The organism is Trichocoleus sp. DQ-U1 (assembly GCF_039961925.1).
In the GTDB taxonomy this organism is placed as follows: domain Bacteria; phylum Cyanobacteriota; class Cyanobacteriia; order Cyanobacteriales; family FACHB-T130; genus FACHB-T130.
The window spans coordinates 30,300-47,063 of sequence record NZ_JAMPKB010000045.1 but is presented as its reverse complement, the minus strand read 5'-3'; the positions used below and the strand labels follow the sequence as shown (position 1 = coordinate 47,063).

Below are 16,764 nucleotides of genomic sequence, written 5' to 3'. Positions count from 1 at the left end.
CCGTGGTGCCTCCGAAGTCATAGCTCTTACTCAGGGTGTAGTCAGTGTAGCTGCCCTTGACCTGAATCTTGTCGCCCTCATTCCACTTGAAGTCAGTGATGGTTGCGTAGCCACCACCCAGGTAAGAGACGCCACCGTAAGCGGTACCTAGTACGAAGGTGTCACCTTCGCTGCCACCACTGAGGGTGTCGTACTCACCAACCGTGCCGCCATAACCATTCAGGTAGTCCTTACCGGCTTCGCCATAGAGTTTGTCACTGCCAGTGCCGCCATACAGGCTGTCGTTGCCATAGTAGCCCAGCATCGTGTCGTTGCCTGCACCACCGGATAGGTAGTCATCCCCATACCAGCCATCCATGTGGTCGTTGCCTGCTTCACCATAGAGGCTGTCGTTGCCGTAGCCGCCATTGATGTAGTCATCGCCGTCATAGCCGAGGATAGTGTCATTACCATCTTCACCATAGAGGCTGTCGTTGCCAGTCCAACCATCTACGTAGTCATTGCCTGCGCCAGCTTTCACAATATCGTCACCGGCTCCAGCATAGATAGAATCGTCGTAGGCAGTGCCGATGATCTGACCGTGATAGTTGAAAGGATAGCCGGGGCCGTTGTAGGTGTTGTTGTCGTTGTAAGCGGTGCCGTTAATAATCGCCATAATCTTTGCTCTTTAGGATTGCTTAGGATTGGTGTTGGTCGGGGTGTTGGAATCAATCGCTTGAATCGGTTGATTGGTGGTCAGTGATGTCCAAAAGGTTTGTATTCTCAGGAAATGTTATTGTTCGCCGTTGCACTTCTAGAGAGCTTTTGGATCTTGCTGGTTGCTCTATCGACTGGAGGCGGTTGATGCTGCTGGGAAAACCAGAATTTACTTTGTTTTTTCCCTGGTGCATTTTGTTGACCTCTATGCACTTGTCAGCCTGAGTAGCGCTAGTTATGCAAGTTGTTACAAACGTTTACATGAAATTGTGCAACCATACAGTTTAAGTAAGGGTAGCGATCGCGTAAACAGAAAAGAAAAAAGCCCCCCAGAGATTCATGTCTCTGAGGGGAGGTGAAGTTATCGAGTCAAGTTATCCCGATGTGTCAACCTAGACGCTGACAAAGTCAGCAGAAGCGTAAACATTGGTCGTATCCTGAACCACCGCAATCAAGTCATTGCCCTTATAGATTGCTGTATCCAGCGCCGTGGTGCCTCCGAAGTCATAGCTCTTACTCAGGGTGTAGTCAGTGTAGCTGCCCTTGACCTGAATCTTGTCGCCCTCATTCCACTTGAAGTCAGTGATGGTTGCGTAGCCAGTACCTAGGTAGGAGACACTACTAGCGGTACCCAGAACGAAGGTGTCACCTTCGCTGCCACCACTCAAGGTATCGTATTCACCAACCGTGCCGCCATAACCATTCAGGTAGTCCTTACCGGCTTCGCCATAGAGTTTGTCACTGCCAGTGCCACCATACAGGCTGTCGTTGCCATAGTAGCCCAGCATCGTGTCGTTGCCTGCACCACCGGATAGGTAGTCATCCCCATACCAGCCATCCATGTGGTCGTTGCCTACTTCGCCATAGAGACTGTCGTTGCCGTAGCCGCCATTGATGTAGTCATCGCCGTAGTAGCCGAGGATGGTGTCATTGCCATCTTGACCATAGAGGTTGTCGTTGCCATACCAGCCATCAATGTAGTCATTGCCACTTCCGCCATAAACTGTATCGTTCCCGTCTTTGGCGTAAATGGAATCATTGTAAGCGGTGCCGTTGAGTGTGTCGTTGTAAATGGTGCCGTTGATAATCGCCATAATCTTTGCTCTTTAGTAAGGATGAGAATTGGTGTTGTTTGGTGTGTTGGAATCAATCAATCGCTTGAATCGGTTGATTGGTGGTGGCGGATGTCCGAAAGGTTTGTATGTTCAAGAAGTGTTATTGTTCGCCGTTGCACTTCTAGAGAGCTTTCGGACATCGCTCGTTGCTCTGTTGACTGGAGGCTGGTGATGATGCGTGGGAAACCAGAAGTTGGGTTGTTAATCTCCCCGTTGCATTTCGTTGACCTCTATGCACTTGTCAGCCTGAGTAGAGCCAATTATGCAGGTCGTTACAAACGTTTACATAAAATTGGCAAATATGGGTGGTTGTGCCTCAGATCAGTGGGGAGATAGGAAATGAAAACCCTTCCTACATAGGCTTTTCAGCTTTGGCACTGTAGATAAATGTTGTTCAAAGCGGCGTTAACAATTGCTTTTGACGTTGAAACATATCTTGGATCGCTCAAATGAGTGTCACTGAATCGTGCGACAGTTGGGCTATTTACTTTCAACCAGAGCGATCGCTATCCTTGAAGAACGCATAATTACGCGCCTAGTTCTTCCTTGCCACCTGCCGGAATCCTCACTCATCAGCCATCGAGAATCCGTAATCTCTAACTGTATGGAGTAGACATCAAGAGGAAAGTTATCTTAAATAGATAGGCTTCCAGACAAAATTGGCGCTGTATCAACCGAAGGGGCGATCGCAAATTATGGATGGACTAGAGTCAAAGCTTCGCTATCTGGTGAAAGAAGCCTGTATGCACCCGCATGGAAGTGCCCAGCGCCAGAAAAACTTAACTAGGGTGATCCGCTTAATCGCACACAAGCTTTGGAAAGAATATACGCCTTACTATGAAGATGCACTGCAACAGACCTGGGTGTATTTCTGTCAAAACATCTGTGAAGGGAATACCGGCGAAGCTTATGACCCGAATCGCAGCAGTGTCATCACCTGGCTGAATACCTACCTGAAACGGCGGCTTCAAGATTTCTATATTGACGGTAAAAAACAAGAATCGAGAACCGTTACGGGTCAAGCCAAAAGGTCAAAGTCGGGCGATATCGGTGAAACGACTGACCCGGTGGATAGTCTGGAAGCCACTCCGGATGTTCCCCCCTTGTTGGACGACATCATAAAGTGGGTGGAAGCCGATTCTCAAGGTGAGTTGCGCCGCACGCACATTGCCGGTCGTCCCGAAGTGAATGCTCAAGCGTTAATTTTGCGGCGCTTACCCCCAGAAGCTGGTTGGAAAGAGCTTTCAGCGGAATTTAACCTCCCCATTTCCACATTGAGCAGTTTTTATCAGCGCCAATGTATCCCTCGCTTGCGTAAATTTGGTGAATCGGAGGGATATCTATAAATAAAGAACGGAGCCTCCCAACAATGACTTTTAACCCCCACGAACTAGAAGATTTTGCCCTACCGTTACCGATTACCCAAGCCGCACGCACAATAGCACAGCAGTTTGCCACTCAGCAGCCGACGCCGCACAAAGCAGAGCAAGTTCTGTTGAATACCCTATCTGTCTGTGTGGTCAATGATTACTTGCAGATGATGGGGATTCCCACCAATCTTGCAGCCAGTGATAGCTGGAATCCCATCGTGCGCTTATGTTCTGATGTAGCTGACCTGGAAGTGCGGGGAATTGGTCGCTTAGAATGTCGTCCGTTGAGAAGCACCGAACAAATCTGCCACATTCCCCCCGAAGTTTGGTCAGATCGAATTGGCTATGTGATGGTTCAAATCGATGAATCGATGCGAGAGGCAAGTGTGTTGGGATTTACCCCCAGCGTCACTACCTCAGAGTTGTCGATCGGTCAATTGCGATCGCCTGAAGATTTACTCGATCGCTTGCAGGAATTAATGCATCCGATTACAGCGGCTGCATCGTCCCTCACCCCTGCCTTCCGCAGAACCCAAGCCAACTTGAGCCAGTGGTTCAACAATGTTTTTGAAGCCGGTTGGCAAACCGTTGAAACCTTGCTAACTCCACCTGAATCAAATCTAGCCTTTAGTTTTAGAGGCGATGTACTTGCTCCCAGTTTGGAACAGCCAGAAGCTGCCGTTCGCAAAGCAAAATTGATAGACTTAGGGGTAGAGATTGCCGACCTTTCTGTTGCTTTAGTTGTTGAAATCAATCCAGAATCTGAGGAGAAAATGAATATTCTTCTTCAGGTGCATCCTAGGGGTAATCAAGCTTATCTACCCCCTTCTCTCCAATTGATTGTCCTTGATGAATCTGGCTCTAATTTTCTAGAAGCTGAGTCAAGAGATGCAGATGATTACATTCAATTAGAGTTTAGTGGCAATTCTGGAGAACAGTTTAGCGTTAGAGTCGCTTTGGGGAATGCCAGCATTCAAGAAGACTTTGTTATTTAGCGATTATTTGTAAACTTGAGACACCTCTTGTAATCCAAGAGCAATTTTTCCAGTTATCTGGAAACAACCCTTACATTTAATTGCTGAAAACTAATCGTCCTACCGTCAAAATGGTTAAATTAGTTGTTATAAAACTATGGAGTGGTTCTTTTGAAGAAGGTTTCCCAGTCTCATTACAAATTGGGAACGATGGTGAACGCCCTTCGATAGAAAGCGTTGGAATGTTACCTCCCGCTCCAGAAATTCCCCAACACTACACCATCTGGACAACCGCTTATCGTCGCTTGGGAGTGCCCTACAGACTAGAAGCAAAAATTAGTCAACCGACTAATGTTGCCAAGATGGATGACTGTAGTTTGGCAGCCAATGTATTGCGCGATCGCTTAAATGTTTGGCTGAATTCAGAACCGTTTCGGGCAATTCGAGAAAAACTATTAGAACAATTAGTTCCTGCCGATGAAATTCGGTTCATTATCCAAACCGAGGACGTTCAGCTACGGAAATTACCTTGGCATCTTTGGGAATTATGCGATCGCTACCCAAAAGCCGAAATTGCTTTAAGCGCTCCAGTCTACGAACGTGTAGAACAACTCTCATCGCCTATCGAGAAGGTGAGAATTTTAGCAATTTTGGGGAATAGTACGGGAATTAATACCCAAGCCGATCGGATTTTATTAGAGCAATTACCCAACGCAGAAATCAGATTTCTGGTAGAACCACAACGGGAAGAATTAACCGAACAGCTTTGGAAACAAGGCTGGGATATTTTATTTTTTGCGGGTCATAGTTCCAGCCAGAAGAATGGCGGGACGGGACAAATTTATATTAATCAAACAGAAAGTTTATCAATAGAAGAACTTAAATATGGATTAAAAAAAGCGGTTGAACGCGGGTTGAAAATCGCGATTTTTAACTCTTGCGATGGGTTAGGTTTGGCAAAAGATTTGGCTTCTTTACATATTCCGCAAATTATTGTGATGCGGGAACCCGTACCGGATAAGGTTGCACAAGAATTTTTGAAGTCTTTTCTCGAAGCCTTTGCTCGTGGTGAGTCGTTTTATTTAGCAGTACGGGAAGCACGGGAAAGATTGCAAGGACTAGAAGCTAAATTTCCTTGCGCGACTTGGTTGCCAATCGTTTGCCAAAATCCGGCTGTGTTGCCACCGACTTGGCAAGGAATTGTTGGAAAAAGGAAAGAAGAATTCCCGATTCTCGATTCCCCACTACCATCCCCCTCCCGAACCTCCCAGACTCAACCTCAAACCTGGCGGGGACGACTGCGGGCAGCGTTGCTTGCCAGCGTAGCGATCGCATCATTGATTGCGGGGGTGCGGCATCAGGGAATGCTGCAATCAATAGAACTAAAAGCTTTTGACCAAATACTGACCAGGCGACCCGATGAAAAGCCAGATCCGCGCCTTTTGGTGATTACCATTACTGAAGCAGATGTTCAAGCTCAGAATCCAGAACAGAGGCGTGGGTCGTTGTCAGATCCGGCACTCAATCAACTGTTGCAGAAACTAGAGCAGTATAAACCGCGAGCGATTGGCTTAGATATTTATCGAGATTTTCCAGCATTACCCAGTCAGAAAGATTTAGCCAATCGGTTACGCCAAAGCGATCGCTTAATTGGTATTTGCAAAGTCAGCGATCCGCAGGCGGAGGAACCGGGGATTCCACCACCACCAGAAATCCCGCCAGAACGCTTAGGGTTTAGTGATTTCATGGTCGATTCCGATGGAGTGGTTCGTCGCCATCTGTTATCGCTGAAACCAGATCCCGCCTCTCCCTGTACGGCTTACTACGCCTTCAGCGCCCAATTAGCATTCCGTTATTTAGCGGCAGAAGGCATTGTACCGACAATTAATTCAGAGGGGTTCTTGCAACTGGGTAAGGTGGTTTTTAAGCCTTTGGAGAGTTTTACAGGTGGCTACCAAGGAACCGATGCCTGGGGTCATCAAGTGCTGCTGAATTATCGCTCCCACCGCTCCCCGGAAAATATTGCGGATCGAGTGACCCTCAGAGAAGTTCTCAACGGTCAGATCGATCCCAATTCCATCAAGGATCGGATTGTTTTGATCGGCACGAGTGCTAACAGTTTTCATGACTATTGGCTCACACCCTACAGTCAAGGTCAGTGGGCTGAAAAGCAAATGCCGGGAGTATTTGTGCAAGCGCAAATGGTGAGTCAAATGATTAGTGCAGTGAAAGATGGGCGATCGCTATTATGGGTGTGGCCTCAGTGGGGCGAAGTTTTTTGGATTTGGGGCTGGTCTTTACTGGGAGGCTTGTTCGTCTGCTATCTGAAGTCTCCGCTACACTTGGGAATCGCGATCGCCGCCGCACAAATCTTGTTATATGGTTTATGCTTGGCACTGTTAATACAAAGCGGTTGTTGGGTGCCTTTGGTTCCACCAGCGCTAGCCTTGGTAGCGAGCAGCACCAGCGTAGCCGTGTATGCAACCTTTCGAGCTAGACGATAGTCACTCACCTTAAAATTCCTTCGACTAGCTATATGAAGTTCCCTTTTAAACAGATAATCCTTGCCAGAGCGATCGCGCAGCGTGCCAAACCTTATATCTTGCACCTGAAAAACCTAAGCCCCCCTTCGCCTTCCCTGCAAGGCAAGACTGAGTCGGACTCCCCTCGCCTTGCAGGAGAGGGGTTGGGTCAGAGGTCTCCTAATACAAGCGGTGCCAAATGGCCTACCCTCTTCCTAGTTGCTTTTATCGGCAGTTTGACGCAAATCCCCGTAAAACCTGCTTTCGCAGAAGTCTTAACCGTACAGTCCAACGCGCCACCACCACCAGCAGACCGTAGCGCCCCCACTGGACGACGGCAAGGAGGCGCTAGCCGTAGCCCTGGCACCCTTCTGTTCAAGGCACCCCCACCACCAGCAGACCGCAGCGCCCCCGCTGGACGACAGCGAGGAGGGGCTAGCCGTGGTACGTGTCCAGCCGCGATCGGCGAGGAGCCTCTGACTGCCTTGGTGCCTGCGACTCAGACAAGTTTGAATGAAGGACAATCTGGGAACTTACCCTTAAAAACCTTTGAGTCCGTATGGGCATTAACGGCTGCTGAGGCTCCTACCTTTTGGTATTACATTCCTTATGCGCTCACACCCGACCTGCCTGTGGAATTCATCCTACAGGATGACCAAGGTAACAATGTCTATCAAACCAAGTTCATCGCATCCCAAAAGCAGCCTGGTGTAGTCAAAGTGCGTCTTCCGGCTACAATAGCGCCCCTAAAAGTGGGCAAGATGTACCGTTGGTTTTTCATGATTGATTGCGATCCGGATGCTCCACCCTTGGTTGAAGGATCGGTTCAACGGATTGCACCTTCTGCCACTTTGATGAGTCAGTTACAGAAAGCAACCCCACGGGAACGTGTGGTTCTTTATGCCAAACAAGGAATCTGGCATGATGCCCTCACTGCTCTTGCTGAACTCCGGAGTGCGAATCCCAACGATGCTGCCCTCACGAATGATTGGGTAAGTTTATTAAACTCTGGTGGCTTGGAAGCGATCGCTCAAGAACCTGTAATTGATTGCTGCACCGCTCAACAACAGTAAACAAACAAGTCTAATTTGGCCTCAAGGCTTTGGCAGGCGATCGCGGATTATGCGGTAATTCACCGGATTTGACATCGAAGCGATCGCACTCCTCAATGATTCGTGAAGGCGAGATACCCGACTTCAAGAGAGAAGCCGGGTATCTGAAGGGCTAGCTCACCATTAAAACAAGATTCCTATCAATCGATGCTGTTAGCTTCCGCCCTGCTTACATAACTAAATTGCACTTTTGTTCAAAAAATACTAAAGAATCCGGAAGCTAAAAATTCGGTTTGTAGATAAATGTGTTCCTAAAAAAGTAGAAAACTTCAGTGTTGTATATTTCAACACTAAAATCACAGCCAAACCACTAATTTTTTCAAGGACTAATTAATATGGCACTTATCAATGGCACTTTGGGAAACGACCCTAATTTGACGGGAGGCACAGAAAATGACACCATCAATGGTTTTGCCGGAAACGATAACCTCTATGGCGGCAATGGCATAGATACCCTCAACGGTGGAGAAGGCAATGATACCTTAGTTGGAGGTGCTGGCTTTGACACTCTCACGGGCGGTCCTGGCGCTGATATCTTTGTATTTAAAGGCTATATTAACCACACTCCACCGTCGGGCGGCGTTGTCCATGTTCAGAGTGCGGATGGTTTTGACACCATTACAGACTTTAATCCAGATCAGGATGCTATCAAAGCATTTGTTTCTGAGCCTGGTATTCCTCCCCATTTTAAACACGTTACAGGCCCACCCATCATACCTCCAGGGGATGTTCTTGGCGCGCTGACAAATAGCGGCTTTGTCAGCACATTTCCAACGCTTGACGTTAGTAGTTTTTTGATCGATCGCATAAGTTATGTAAATCAATTTGAGTCGGGATTCAACGCGATTTTCACACAATCGTTGCTGTTTTAATTTTCCGAAATTTGAGCGCTAGACATGACCTAGTAAAAACGCTTAGCTGTCACTGTTCTAGCGCTCAGATAAATATGCCAGATAAGATTGAATTATCTCAGTTAAGTGTCACCTAATTGGGTGACACTTAAACGAGCTATCACAAATATGTTTTGCCAAAACAAGCGACTGGCAACAAGTCCTGAAAACAGTTAGACTTATAAAATAAAAGTTTAAAACTTGTCGCTCAAGAGATTAGTTTCAATCAGTTCTATGCCCTTAGTCTAATTCCAATGGCAAATTGTCACTCAATGCCTCCAACCCTTGAATTGCTATACAACTAATCTCGCATTTAGCCGCACAAGGATAGAGTTTTTAACTGAGTGAATTTGTACAAAAACGGGCGTTTATCATTGTATTTTTTTACACTAAACTACCAACAAAAATATTAATGAAGAGGAATTAACATGGCAATTATCAACGGCACTTCTGGAAATGACCCGAATTTAAAGGGGGGTGTAGAAAATGACACCATTACTGGTTTTGAAGGAAAGGATGACCTTTATGGTTACAAGGGCATTGACGATCTCATCGGTGGCGCTGGCGATGATACCTTAGTTGGAGGTGCTGGCTTTGACACTCTCACGGGCGGTGCTGGCAGTGATATTTTTATCTTTACCAACGTTATTAGCTGGGGCATACAGCCGGGAGTTGGCTATTATGTCCAAAGTGCTGATGGTTTTGACATCATTAAAGACTTCAATCCAGCTCAGGATGGCATCAAAAGTTATGTGCCTGCTACTCCTAACGTTCCTGCCCACTTTAAACATATTCTAGGGGCAATGCTTAACGTGCGGCCTCAGGTCGGGCTAACTCTGGCAAATAGCAGTTTTGTCAGCCAAACGCTAAAGATTGACTCTAGTAGTTTGGTGAGCGATCGCGTAACTTTCGCAACTCAATTCGAGTCAAATTTGAACTTGAGCTTCACGGAATAGGTGCTATTGAAAATTTGGGTCAATCTAGGAGTATTTAAACGCTAAATTTCCCTTTTTAAGGTGGGTCAGGAAAGAGCGAAAACTTTCTAGACATCTTACAAGCTTTGTTGCAGTGAAATACCCAACTCAGTTTTTCACTTACCTGAATGGAGACAAATCCCGTGAACCCTAAACGCTGGCTCCAGCAGACTTTGCAGTTGGGGCTGGTATGCTCGTTGATTATAATAGGGGCTTTTTTCAAAGCTAGCCGTGTAGGTGCCCAGATCGTACCCGATGAAACTTTAGGAACCGAAAGTTCTGTAGTGGTGCCTTTTGCTCCTGGCTTCCCAGTTGAATTCATTTTTGGCGGAGCAACGCGGGGTTCCAATTTGTTCCACAGTTTTAAACAATTCGATATTGGAGAAATCCGAGCCGCCTATTTTCTCTCTCCTCCAGAGATTAAAAACATACTGAGTCGGGTGACAGGAGGGAGTCGTTCCGAGATTCTGGGGACGCTGGGAGTAATTGGCGATGCCAATCTATTTTTAATGAACCCCAATGGGATTCTCTTTGGATCAAAAGCTTCTCTGGATATCAGTGGTTCGTTTGTAGCAACGACAGCGAATGCAATTGCGTTTGACACTCAGGGTGTTTTCAGTGCTTCTGCGCCGAATGTTACCCCAATTCTGACGGTTAATCCTTCAGCTTTTTTATTTAATCAAATTGCCCCTCAGCCGATTGTCATTCAATCTGAGATAGGTTTACAAGTTCCTGATGGTCGGAGTTTGTTGTTAGTGGGTGGGGATATAGAGTTGCAAGCAGGGCAATTAAAAGCTCCCGGCGGTAGCGTCGAGTTGGGAGGAGTGGCGCAAGCAGCAACCGTAGAGCTAAATGTTGATGGTAACAATCTGCATTTGAATTTTCCGGCAGGGGTGCAACTAGCAGATATTTCCCTAACAGAAAAAGCGGTCATTGATACCAGTGGTGAGGGTAGCGGTGCTATCCAGCTTTCAGGCAAGCGGATTACGCTCACCGATGGCTCAAAAATTGAGGCGAACACCATCGGGTCAAAATCAGGAGGGAAGATTACAGTAACTGCACAGGAGTCCCTCGAACTCTTAGCAGGAAGCCGCTTGTTAACGCAGACTATCGGAGATGGAGCGGCTGGAGACGTAACAATTGAAACGGGACAGTTGATTGTCAAAGATGGGGCACAGATAGGAAGTGTTACTTTTAGCACGGGTCAGGGGGGAACGTTAAGCGTATCTGCGGCAAAGTTTGTGGAATTGATTGGTACTTCAGCAGATGGGGTAGATGTTAGCGGTTTGTTTACTCAAACTGAAGGTGCTGGAGCCGCCGGAAACTTGACGCTGAAAACGGGTCAGCTGACTCTCAAAGATGGGGCACAGGTCTCAGTTTCTACGGTTGATGCAGCAGGTCAGGGCGGGAAATTGAGTGTCACCGCACAAGAGTCCGTACAATTGATTGGCACCTCCGCAAAAGGGAATCCTAGCAGTTTGTTTGCGGTGACTCAAGGCGGCTCCGGAGCTGCTGGAGACTTGACCGTGAAAACCGGACAGTTGATTGTCCAGGATGGGGCAAAAGTTTCCGCTTCCACTTTTGGCGGCGCGACAGGTAAAGGCGGAACGGTGAGCGTCACCGCAGATTCGATACAACTCATTGGAACCTCCGCGAATAGTCTGTCTAGAAGCGGCTTGTTGGTGGGGACAACAGGTAGCGCCGCCGCGGGAGACTTGACGATTGAAACGGGACAGTTGACTGTCCAGAATGGAGCGCTGGTATCGGCGGGAACTTTAGGGGAGGGTCAGGGAGGAAAATTGACCATCACCGCTAAGAAGTCTGTGCAGTTGGTAGGAATATCGGCTCAGGGGCAAGCCAGCAGCTTGCTGACTCAAACATCAGGGGCTGGAACTGCGGGAGACTTAAAAATTACCACGGGGCAGTTAATTGTCCAAGATGGCGCTCAAGTCAATGTCAGCAGTCAAGGGACGGGGAATGCAGGCAATCTAGAAATCGAGGCAGGTTCAATTCTTTTAGACAACCAAGCCGCCCTGACTGCAACAACCAAATCGGGAAATGGCGGCAATATTACCCTACAGGTGCAGGAGTTATTGCAGTTGCGCCACGGTAGTAGCATTTCCACCACCGCAGGCACCGATAAGACAGGTGGAAACGGCGGCAATATGGACATCAATGCCAAATTTATCGTCGCCGTCCCTGAAGAAAATAGCGACATCACTGCGAATGCCTTTGAGGGCCGGGGAGGGAATATCAATATCACCACCTCTGGCATCTTTGGCACCCAGTTTCGCCCCCGCCTCACGCCAGAAAGTGACATCACCGCGAGTTCGGAATTCGGTGTAAATGGCGCAGTCAATATCAATACTTTGGATGTCGATCCCAGTCGTGGGTTAGCGACTTTACCCGCAGAGTTGGTTGATGCGTCTGGATTGGTGGCACAAACTTGTCCGACTGGTGGGGGGCTTGCACAAAGTGAATTAATCTTGACTGGGCGTGGTGGATTGCCGGACAATCCCAGCGAAACCCGAAGCAGCAGCGCCGTTTGGACAGATTGGCGCATTTCTCAAACAAGTCGTCCAAATCGGATCTCGCACGCTGCAAAAGCTTCCCCTCGTTCAACTGCGGTTGCTGAATCTCAGACTCATTCCCCGGCGATACCTTTCGTGGAAGCGACTGGATGGGGGAGAAATCATCAAGGTGAAGTCGTGCTGATGGCTGCTGTTTCTTCTTCCCCTAAGAGTTTAGCGTTAGCGTCCCAGTGTCCTCGCTAATTGCGATCGCGTCTTGATGACTCAGTGTCAGCAAGTTAGTTCAACTTTTATGGAAAAAGGTTAAACGTGAGCATCTAAATGGGTAGGCTGTGTTAGGCTATTGCGTGAATATACGGAAACCTTACCGTCAAGGTAATGCTAGCCAAGCGTGTTAATTCGCAGAGTGCTTCGATCGCTGCATTGCCACCCTTGTTGGATAAGAAGCGCGATCGCGCTGGGTACGATCGCCGCTGGGAGCGATCGCGCGATCGCCCAAAATATCACCCTTGATGGCAGCCTCGGCTTGGTAAAAACCTTAACGGGTCCTAATTACGTTATTCCTCAATCAGCGGGTCCAACCGTCGGCAGTAATCTGTTCCACAGCTTTGGAAAATTTAGCCTCAACGCAGGCGAGGTAGCGGGTTTTAGCAGCGCCGCCAATATCCAGAATATTCTATCCCGTGTTACAGGGGGTTCTCCCTCTTTGATTAACGGCTCAATTTTTACCGATCAGCCGGTCAACTTCTTCTTGATCAATCCCAGTGGCATTCACTTCGGGCCAAAGGCTCAACTCAATGTCGGCAGCACCACCAGAGGCTCTTTTGTTGCCACCACGCTGGATGCTTTGGTGTGGGCGGATGGTAGTCAGTTTAGCGCCACCAATCCAGAAGGAGCGAGTAGCTTACTGACGATGGTTGGCGATCCGAGTGGGTTCATCTCTTCACAACTGCCGAAACCAATCGTGGGTTCTGCTAGCACCCTGAAAGTCGCAGAAAATCAGACTTTGTTGTTATTAGGCGGTGATGTGAGTTGGAAGGGCGGGCTTTTACAAGCGCGGAGTGGTCGAGTCGAGTTGGCAGGAGTCGCAGAACCAGGAACCGTAAAGCTGAATGTCGAAGGCAATCGTTGGCGCTTGAAATTTCTAGATAGTGTCGTCCAAGCAGATATATCCCTCACGAATCAAGCAGCGATTGATGTCAGCAGTCAAGGTAGCGGGGCGATCCAGCTTTCCGGCAGACAGGTGACATTCAGCGATGAGTCAAAAGTGTCTGCAAATACGTTGGGGAATCGAAATGGGCAAGGAATCTTTATCCAAGCGGTGCGGCTAACGATTCAGGGGGGTTCTCAAGTATCTGCAACGACCTCCGGCAAGGGAAAAGGAGGGAGCATCGACATCAATGTCTCGGATTCGGTAGAACTGATCGGCACCTCAGCAGATGGTCAAAAACCCAGCAAACTCGCCAGTGATGTTAAAGATGCAGCAGGAGATGCGGGAAACGTGACAATTACGACCCGGCAATTGCTAGTTCGGGACGGGGCGCGGATATCAGCGAGTGGTTCCGGAACGGGGCAGGGCGGGAGTATCAACGTCTATGCCACCGATCGGGTGGAACTGAGTGGCACCGCACCGAGCGATCGCCGTCCCAGTGGATTGTCGGTTCAAACTTCTAGAGGCAATGGGAAAGCTGGAAACTTAACGATTACAACTCGGAAATTGACGATCCGAAATGGGGCAGAAGTCTCTGCGGCTACTTTTGGGGCAGGTTTCGGGGGAAATTTGGAGGTGAATGCCTCTGAGTTGGTAGAACTGGTTGGGACTTCAGGGAATGGAAAGCTTCGCAGCAGATTATTTGCTGGCACCGGCAACCCCGCCGATGTCATCCGAGACGGAGATGGTTCCCCCTCCGATAGCAGTAATCTTCCGGCATTTTCGACCGGAGATGGGGGAAGTCTGACGGTTAAAACTCAGTTGTTAACGGTTCGAGATCGGGGACAAATCTCTGTGGGCAGTCAAGGGTTAGGAAAAGCTGGGGAACTCGAAATTGACTCTGGCTCTATCCTGCTAGACAATGGGGCAACCCTCAACGCCCAAACTGTATCCGGTGACGGCGGGAATATTCGATTGCGAGTGCAAGACTTATTATTGCTGCGCCGCAATAGTAACCTTTCCACCACCGCAGGCACTGCAAAAGCGGGTGGAGATGGCGGGAATGTGGATATTAATGCCAAATTCATCGTCGCTGTCCCATCTGAAAATAGCGATATTACCGCTAATGCCTTCCAAGGTCGGGGAGGGAGTATCAACATCACCACTTCTAGTATCTTTGGTAGCCAGTTGCGATCGCGCCCAACCTCCCAAAGTGACATCACTGCGAGTTCGGAATTTGGGGTCGATGGCACCGTACAAATTAATACCCTGGATGTCGATCCCAGTCGCGGGTTAGCGACTTTACCAGCAGAATTGGTCGATGCTTCTGGATTGGTGGCGCAAACTTGTCCGGCGAGTGGCAGCAACGTTGCGAGTTCTTTCACCGTGACGGGAAGCGGAGGGTTGCCAGATAATCCTAGCGAAACCCGAACTAGCAACGCCGTTTGGACAGATTGGCGTCAGGTTGCACCAGCTTCCACTCACTCCCCAAAGGATGTTGCCATACAGTCAAACTTGACAAAAGAGCCGTTGGTAGAAGCACAAGGTTGGGTGAAAAACGATCGAGGCGAAGTCGTTCTCACGGCTGCTGTTCCGTACTACTCTCTTCATTCCGGGCTAACAACCGCTAAGTGCCATGTACCGTAATCTTTTTGGAGGCGATCGCTTATTGTATCTTCGGCTGGGTTTAGCAATCCTGAGTATCTGCTTGACGGCGCAAGCAGCGCGATCGCTTCCGGAAACGATTGACTCGGCTCAAGTTCCTCAACTCCCTCCGCCACAAGACATCATTCAACCGCCACCTCCCTCCCCTTCCCCGCTTCCGTCCCCAGAAACGCCTGCGCCACTACCGCCGCCAGAAGACTTACTCCAGTCCCCCACCCAGCCTTCCCCAGACGAGGAGACACCGGGGGAGACGGTTCCTGGCAACATTACGGTGGAAAAGTTTGAATTCATCGGCAATACAGCTTTCAGTTCCGAAAAGCTAGCGGAAATTACCAAGCCGTTTACCAATCGACCAATTTCCTTTGCCGAACTGCTGCAAGCTCGAACTGCTGTCACCGAGTTTTACGTCAACCAAGGGTATATTACGTCAGGTGCCCTGATTCCCGCCAACCAAACAATTCAGAACGGCGTCGTCACCATTCAGGTTGTCGAAGGCGGCTTAGAAGACATTAAAATTAGTGGCACGCGACGGTTAAATTCCAACTACGTGCGATCGCGTTTGGCTGTCGCCACATCAAAGCCTCTCAATCGAGAGCGTCTTCTCGAAGCATTACAACTGCTGCAACTCAATCCGCTGATTGCCAATTTATCTGCGGAACTCTCCGCTGGAACCCGTCCGGGATTCAGTTTGCTGGAAGTTCGGATAACAGAGGCGAAGACCTTTAGCACCCAAATCGGCATCGATAACGGTCGTTCTCCCAGCGTGGGCAGCTTCCGACGCCGCTTGCAAGTGAATGAAGCGAATTTATTCGGTTTGGGAGATGGTTTAAGCCTTGCCTACAGCAATACGGATGGCAGCGATAGCTTCGATACTTCCTACACACTGCCGATTAATCCTTACAATGGCACGTTCAGCGTCAGTTACGGCACCACATCCAGCGATGTGATTGAGCCACCCTTCGACCGTCTCGATATTTATGCCGCCTCGCGCTACTATGAATTGACGCTGCGCCAGCCAATTGTTCAAACCCCTACCCAACAATTCACCGTCGGTTTAACAGCATCTCGGAGGGAGAGCGAAACTTCTTTGCTAGAGATTCCGTTTCCCCTGTCGGCGGGTGCTGATGACGAGGGACGCACGCGGATATCCGCCTTGCGATTTTTTCAAGAATGGACGCAAACCGGGACTCGCCAAGTCATTGCCTTGCGATCGCAATTTAATATCGGACTCGGTGCCTTTGATGCAACTCTCAACGAATCTGGTCCCGATAGTCGCTTTTATTCATGGCAAGGGCAAGCCCAGTGGGTACGTCTCCTGGCTCCAGAAACGTTGCTATTGGTGCGTGGCAACGTGCAACTAGCAGATAGAACGCTAGTCCCTTTAGAACAATTTGGTTTAGGCGGCTTAGAAAGCATTCGGGGTTATCGTCAGGATGCTCTGCTGACGGATAACGGCGTCTTGCTAAGTGCAGAACTTCAGTACCCGGTGCTGCGCGTCCCCCAAGTGCAGGGTGTTCTCCAAATCATTCCGTTCGTCGATTTTGGCACCGCCTGGAACAGTTCGGGCAGAGAAGATCCTGAACCCAATAGACTTTTATCGGTTGGGTTAGGATTGCAGTGGCGGCAATCACCACGCTTCAGCGCCCGCCTGGACTGGGGAATTCCTTTAGTGAATCTCTCTTCGAGGGAAAGAACATGGCAAGAAAACGGTCTGTACTTTTCCGTGCAGTACAATCTTTTCTAAAGTACGGGCTTTTCGGATTAA

At 48.8% G+C, this 16,764-nt stretch carries 12 protein-coding genes; 10 read left to right on the top strand and 2 right to left on the bottom strand.

The genetic code is table 11. The features are described 5' to 3' along the window. Positions 1-655 (bottom strand): calcium-binding protein (locus tag NDI34_RS18335; RefSeq protein ID WP_348233408.1); only part of this gene is annotated, 655 nt, incomplete at its 3' end. A 433-nt stretch (positions 656-1,088) separates the two neighbouring features. Further along, a complete protein-coding gene (locus tag NDI34_RS18330; protein ID WP_190434981.1) occupies positions 1,089-1,790 on the bottom strand; it encodes a calcium-binding protein in 702 nt (233 codons plus the stop codon). 43 nt (positions 1,791-1,833) lie between these two features. On the opposite strand from NDI34_RS18330, the gene NDI34_RS18325 reads away from it, so the two are divergent. The 10 genes from NDI34_RS18325 to NDI34_RS18280 all read left to right on the top strand — a co-directional run bounded on the left by NDI34_RS18325 (position 1,834) and on the right by NDI34_RS18280 (position 16,743). Next, complete coding sequence (locus tag NDI34_RS18325; protein ID WP_190529744.1) at positions 1,834-1,983, top strand: hypothetical protein; 150 nt, start codon at positions 1,834-1,836, stop codon at positions 1,981-1,983. 523 nt (positions 1,984-2,506) lie between these two features. Beyond that, positions 2,507-3,157 (top strand): sigma-70 family RNA polymerase sigma factor, encoded by a 651-nt coding sequence (locus NDI34_RS18320; RefSeq protein ID WP_190426806.1) that lies wholly within the window; start codon positions 2,507-2,509, stop codon positions 3,155-3,157. Between the two features lie 23 nt (positions 3,158-3,180). Further along, entirely contained in the window at positions 3,181-4,176 is a 996-nt protein-coding gene (locus NDI34_RS18315) for a DUF1822 family protein (RefSeq protein WP_348233407.1), read from the top strand. A 221-nt stretch (positions 4,177-4,397) separates the two neighbouring features. Then, positions 4,398-6,659 carry a CHASE2 domain-containing protein gene (locus tag NDI34_RS18310; protein WP_348233406.1) on the top strand — a complete coding sequence of 754 codons (2,262 nt, stop codon included), beginning with the start codon at positions 4,398-4,400 and terminating at the stop codon, positions 6,657-6,659. A gap of 32 nt (positions 6,660-6,691) precedes the next feature. After that, positions 6,692-7,750: a DUF928 domain-containing protein gene (locus tag NDI34_RS18305; RefSeq protein WP_348233405.1), complete on the top strand. Its 1,059-nt coding sequence runs from the start codon at positions 6,692-6,694 to the stop codon at positions 7,748-7,750. A gap of 374 nt (positions 7,751-8,124) precedes the next feature. Next, a complete protein-coding gene (locus tag NDI34_RS18300; RefSeq protein ID WP_348233404.1) occupies positions 8,125-8,661 on the top strand; it encodes a hypothetical protein in 537 nt (178 codons plus the stop codon). Positions 8,662-9,107: 446 nt separating this feature from the next. Next, on the top strand, positions 9,108-9,635 hold the full coding sequence (locus NDI34_RS18295) for a calcium-binding protein (RefSeq protein WP_348233403.1): 528 nt from the start codon (positions 9,108-9,110) through the stop codon (positions 9,633-9,635). Between the two features lie 161 nt (positions 9,636-9,796). Beyond that, positions 9,797-12,427 carry an S-layer family protein gene (locus NDI34_RS18290; protein ID WP_348233402.1) on the top strand — a complete coding sequence of 877 codons (2,631 nt, stop codon included), beginning with the start codon at positions 9,797-9,799 and terminating at the stop codon, positions 12,425-12,427. Between the two features lie 148 nt (positions 12,428-12,575). Continuing rightward, positions 12,576-14,981 (top strand): filamentous hemagglutinin N-terminal domain-containing protein, encoded by a 2,406-nt coding sequence (locus NDI34_RS18285; protein ID WP_348233401.1) that lies wholly within the window; start codon positions 12,576-12,578, stop codon positions 14,979-14,981. Continuing rightward, positions 14,971-16,743 carry a ShlB/FhaC/HecB family hemolysin secretion/activation protein gene (locus NDI34_RS18280; protein WP_348233400.1) on the top strand — a complete coding sequence of 591 codons (1,773 nt, stop codon included), beginning with the start codon at positions 14,971-14,973 and terminating at the stop codon, positions 16,741-16,743. Before NDI34_RS18285 ends, NDI34_RS18280 begins: the two co-directional genes overlap by 11 nt. Positions 16,744-16,764: the final 21 nt, after the last annotated feature.

What these genes read in the sequence shown, in the direction of transcription:
- NDI34_RS18330 (WP_190434981.1), bottom strand. Translation starts at nt 1,790, where the DNA reads ATGGCGATTATCAACGGCACCATTTACAACGACACACTCAACGGCACC.
- NDI34_RS18320 (WP_190426806.1), top strand. Translation starts at nt 2,507, where the DNA reads ATGGATGGACTAGAGTCAAAGCTTCGCTATCTGGTGAAAGAAGCCTGT.
- NDI34_RS18315 (WP_348233407.1), top strand. Translation starts at nt 3,181, where the DNA reads ATGACTTTTAACCCCCACGAACTAGAAGATTTTGCCCTACCGTTACCG.
- NDI34_RS18310 (WP_348233406.1), top strand. Translation starts at nt 4,398, where the DNA reads ATGTTACCTCCCGCTCCAGAAATTCCCCAACACTACACCATCTGGACA.
- NDI34_RS18305 (WP_348233405.1), top strand. Translation starts at nt 6,692, where the DNA reads ATGAAGTTCCCTTTTAAACAGATAATCCTTGCCAGAGCGATCGCGCAG.
- NDI34_RS18300 (WP_348233404.1), top strand. Translation starts at nt 8,125, where the DNA reads ATGGCACTTATCAATGGCACTTTGGGAAACGACCCTAATTTGACGGGA.
- NDI34_RS18295 (WP_348233403.1), top strand. Translation starts at nt 9,108, where the DNA reads ATGGCAATTATCAACGGCACTTCTGGAAATGACCCGAATTTAAAGGGG.
- NDI34_RS18280 (WP_348233400.1), top strand. Translation starts at nt 14,971, where the DNA reads ATGTACCGTAATCTTTTTGGAGGCGATCGCTTATTGTATCTTCGGCTG.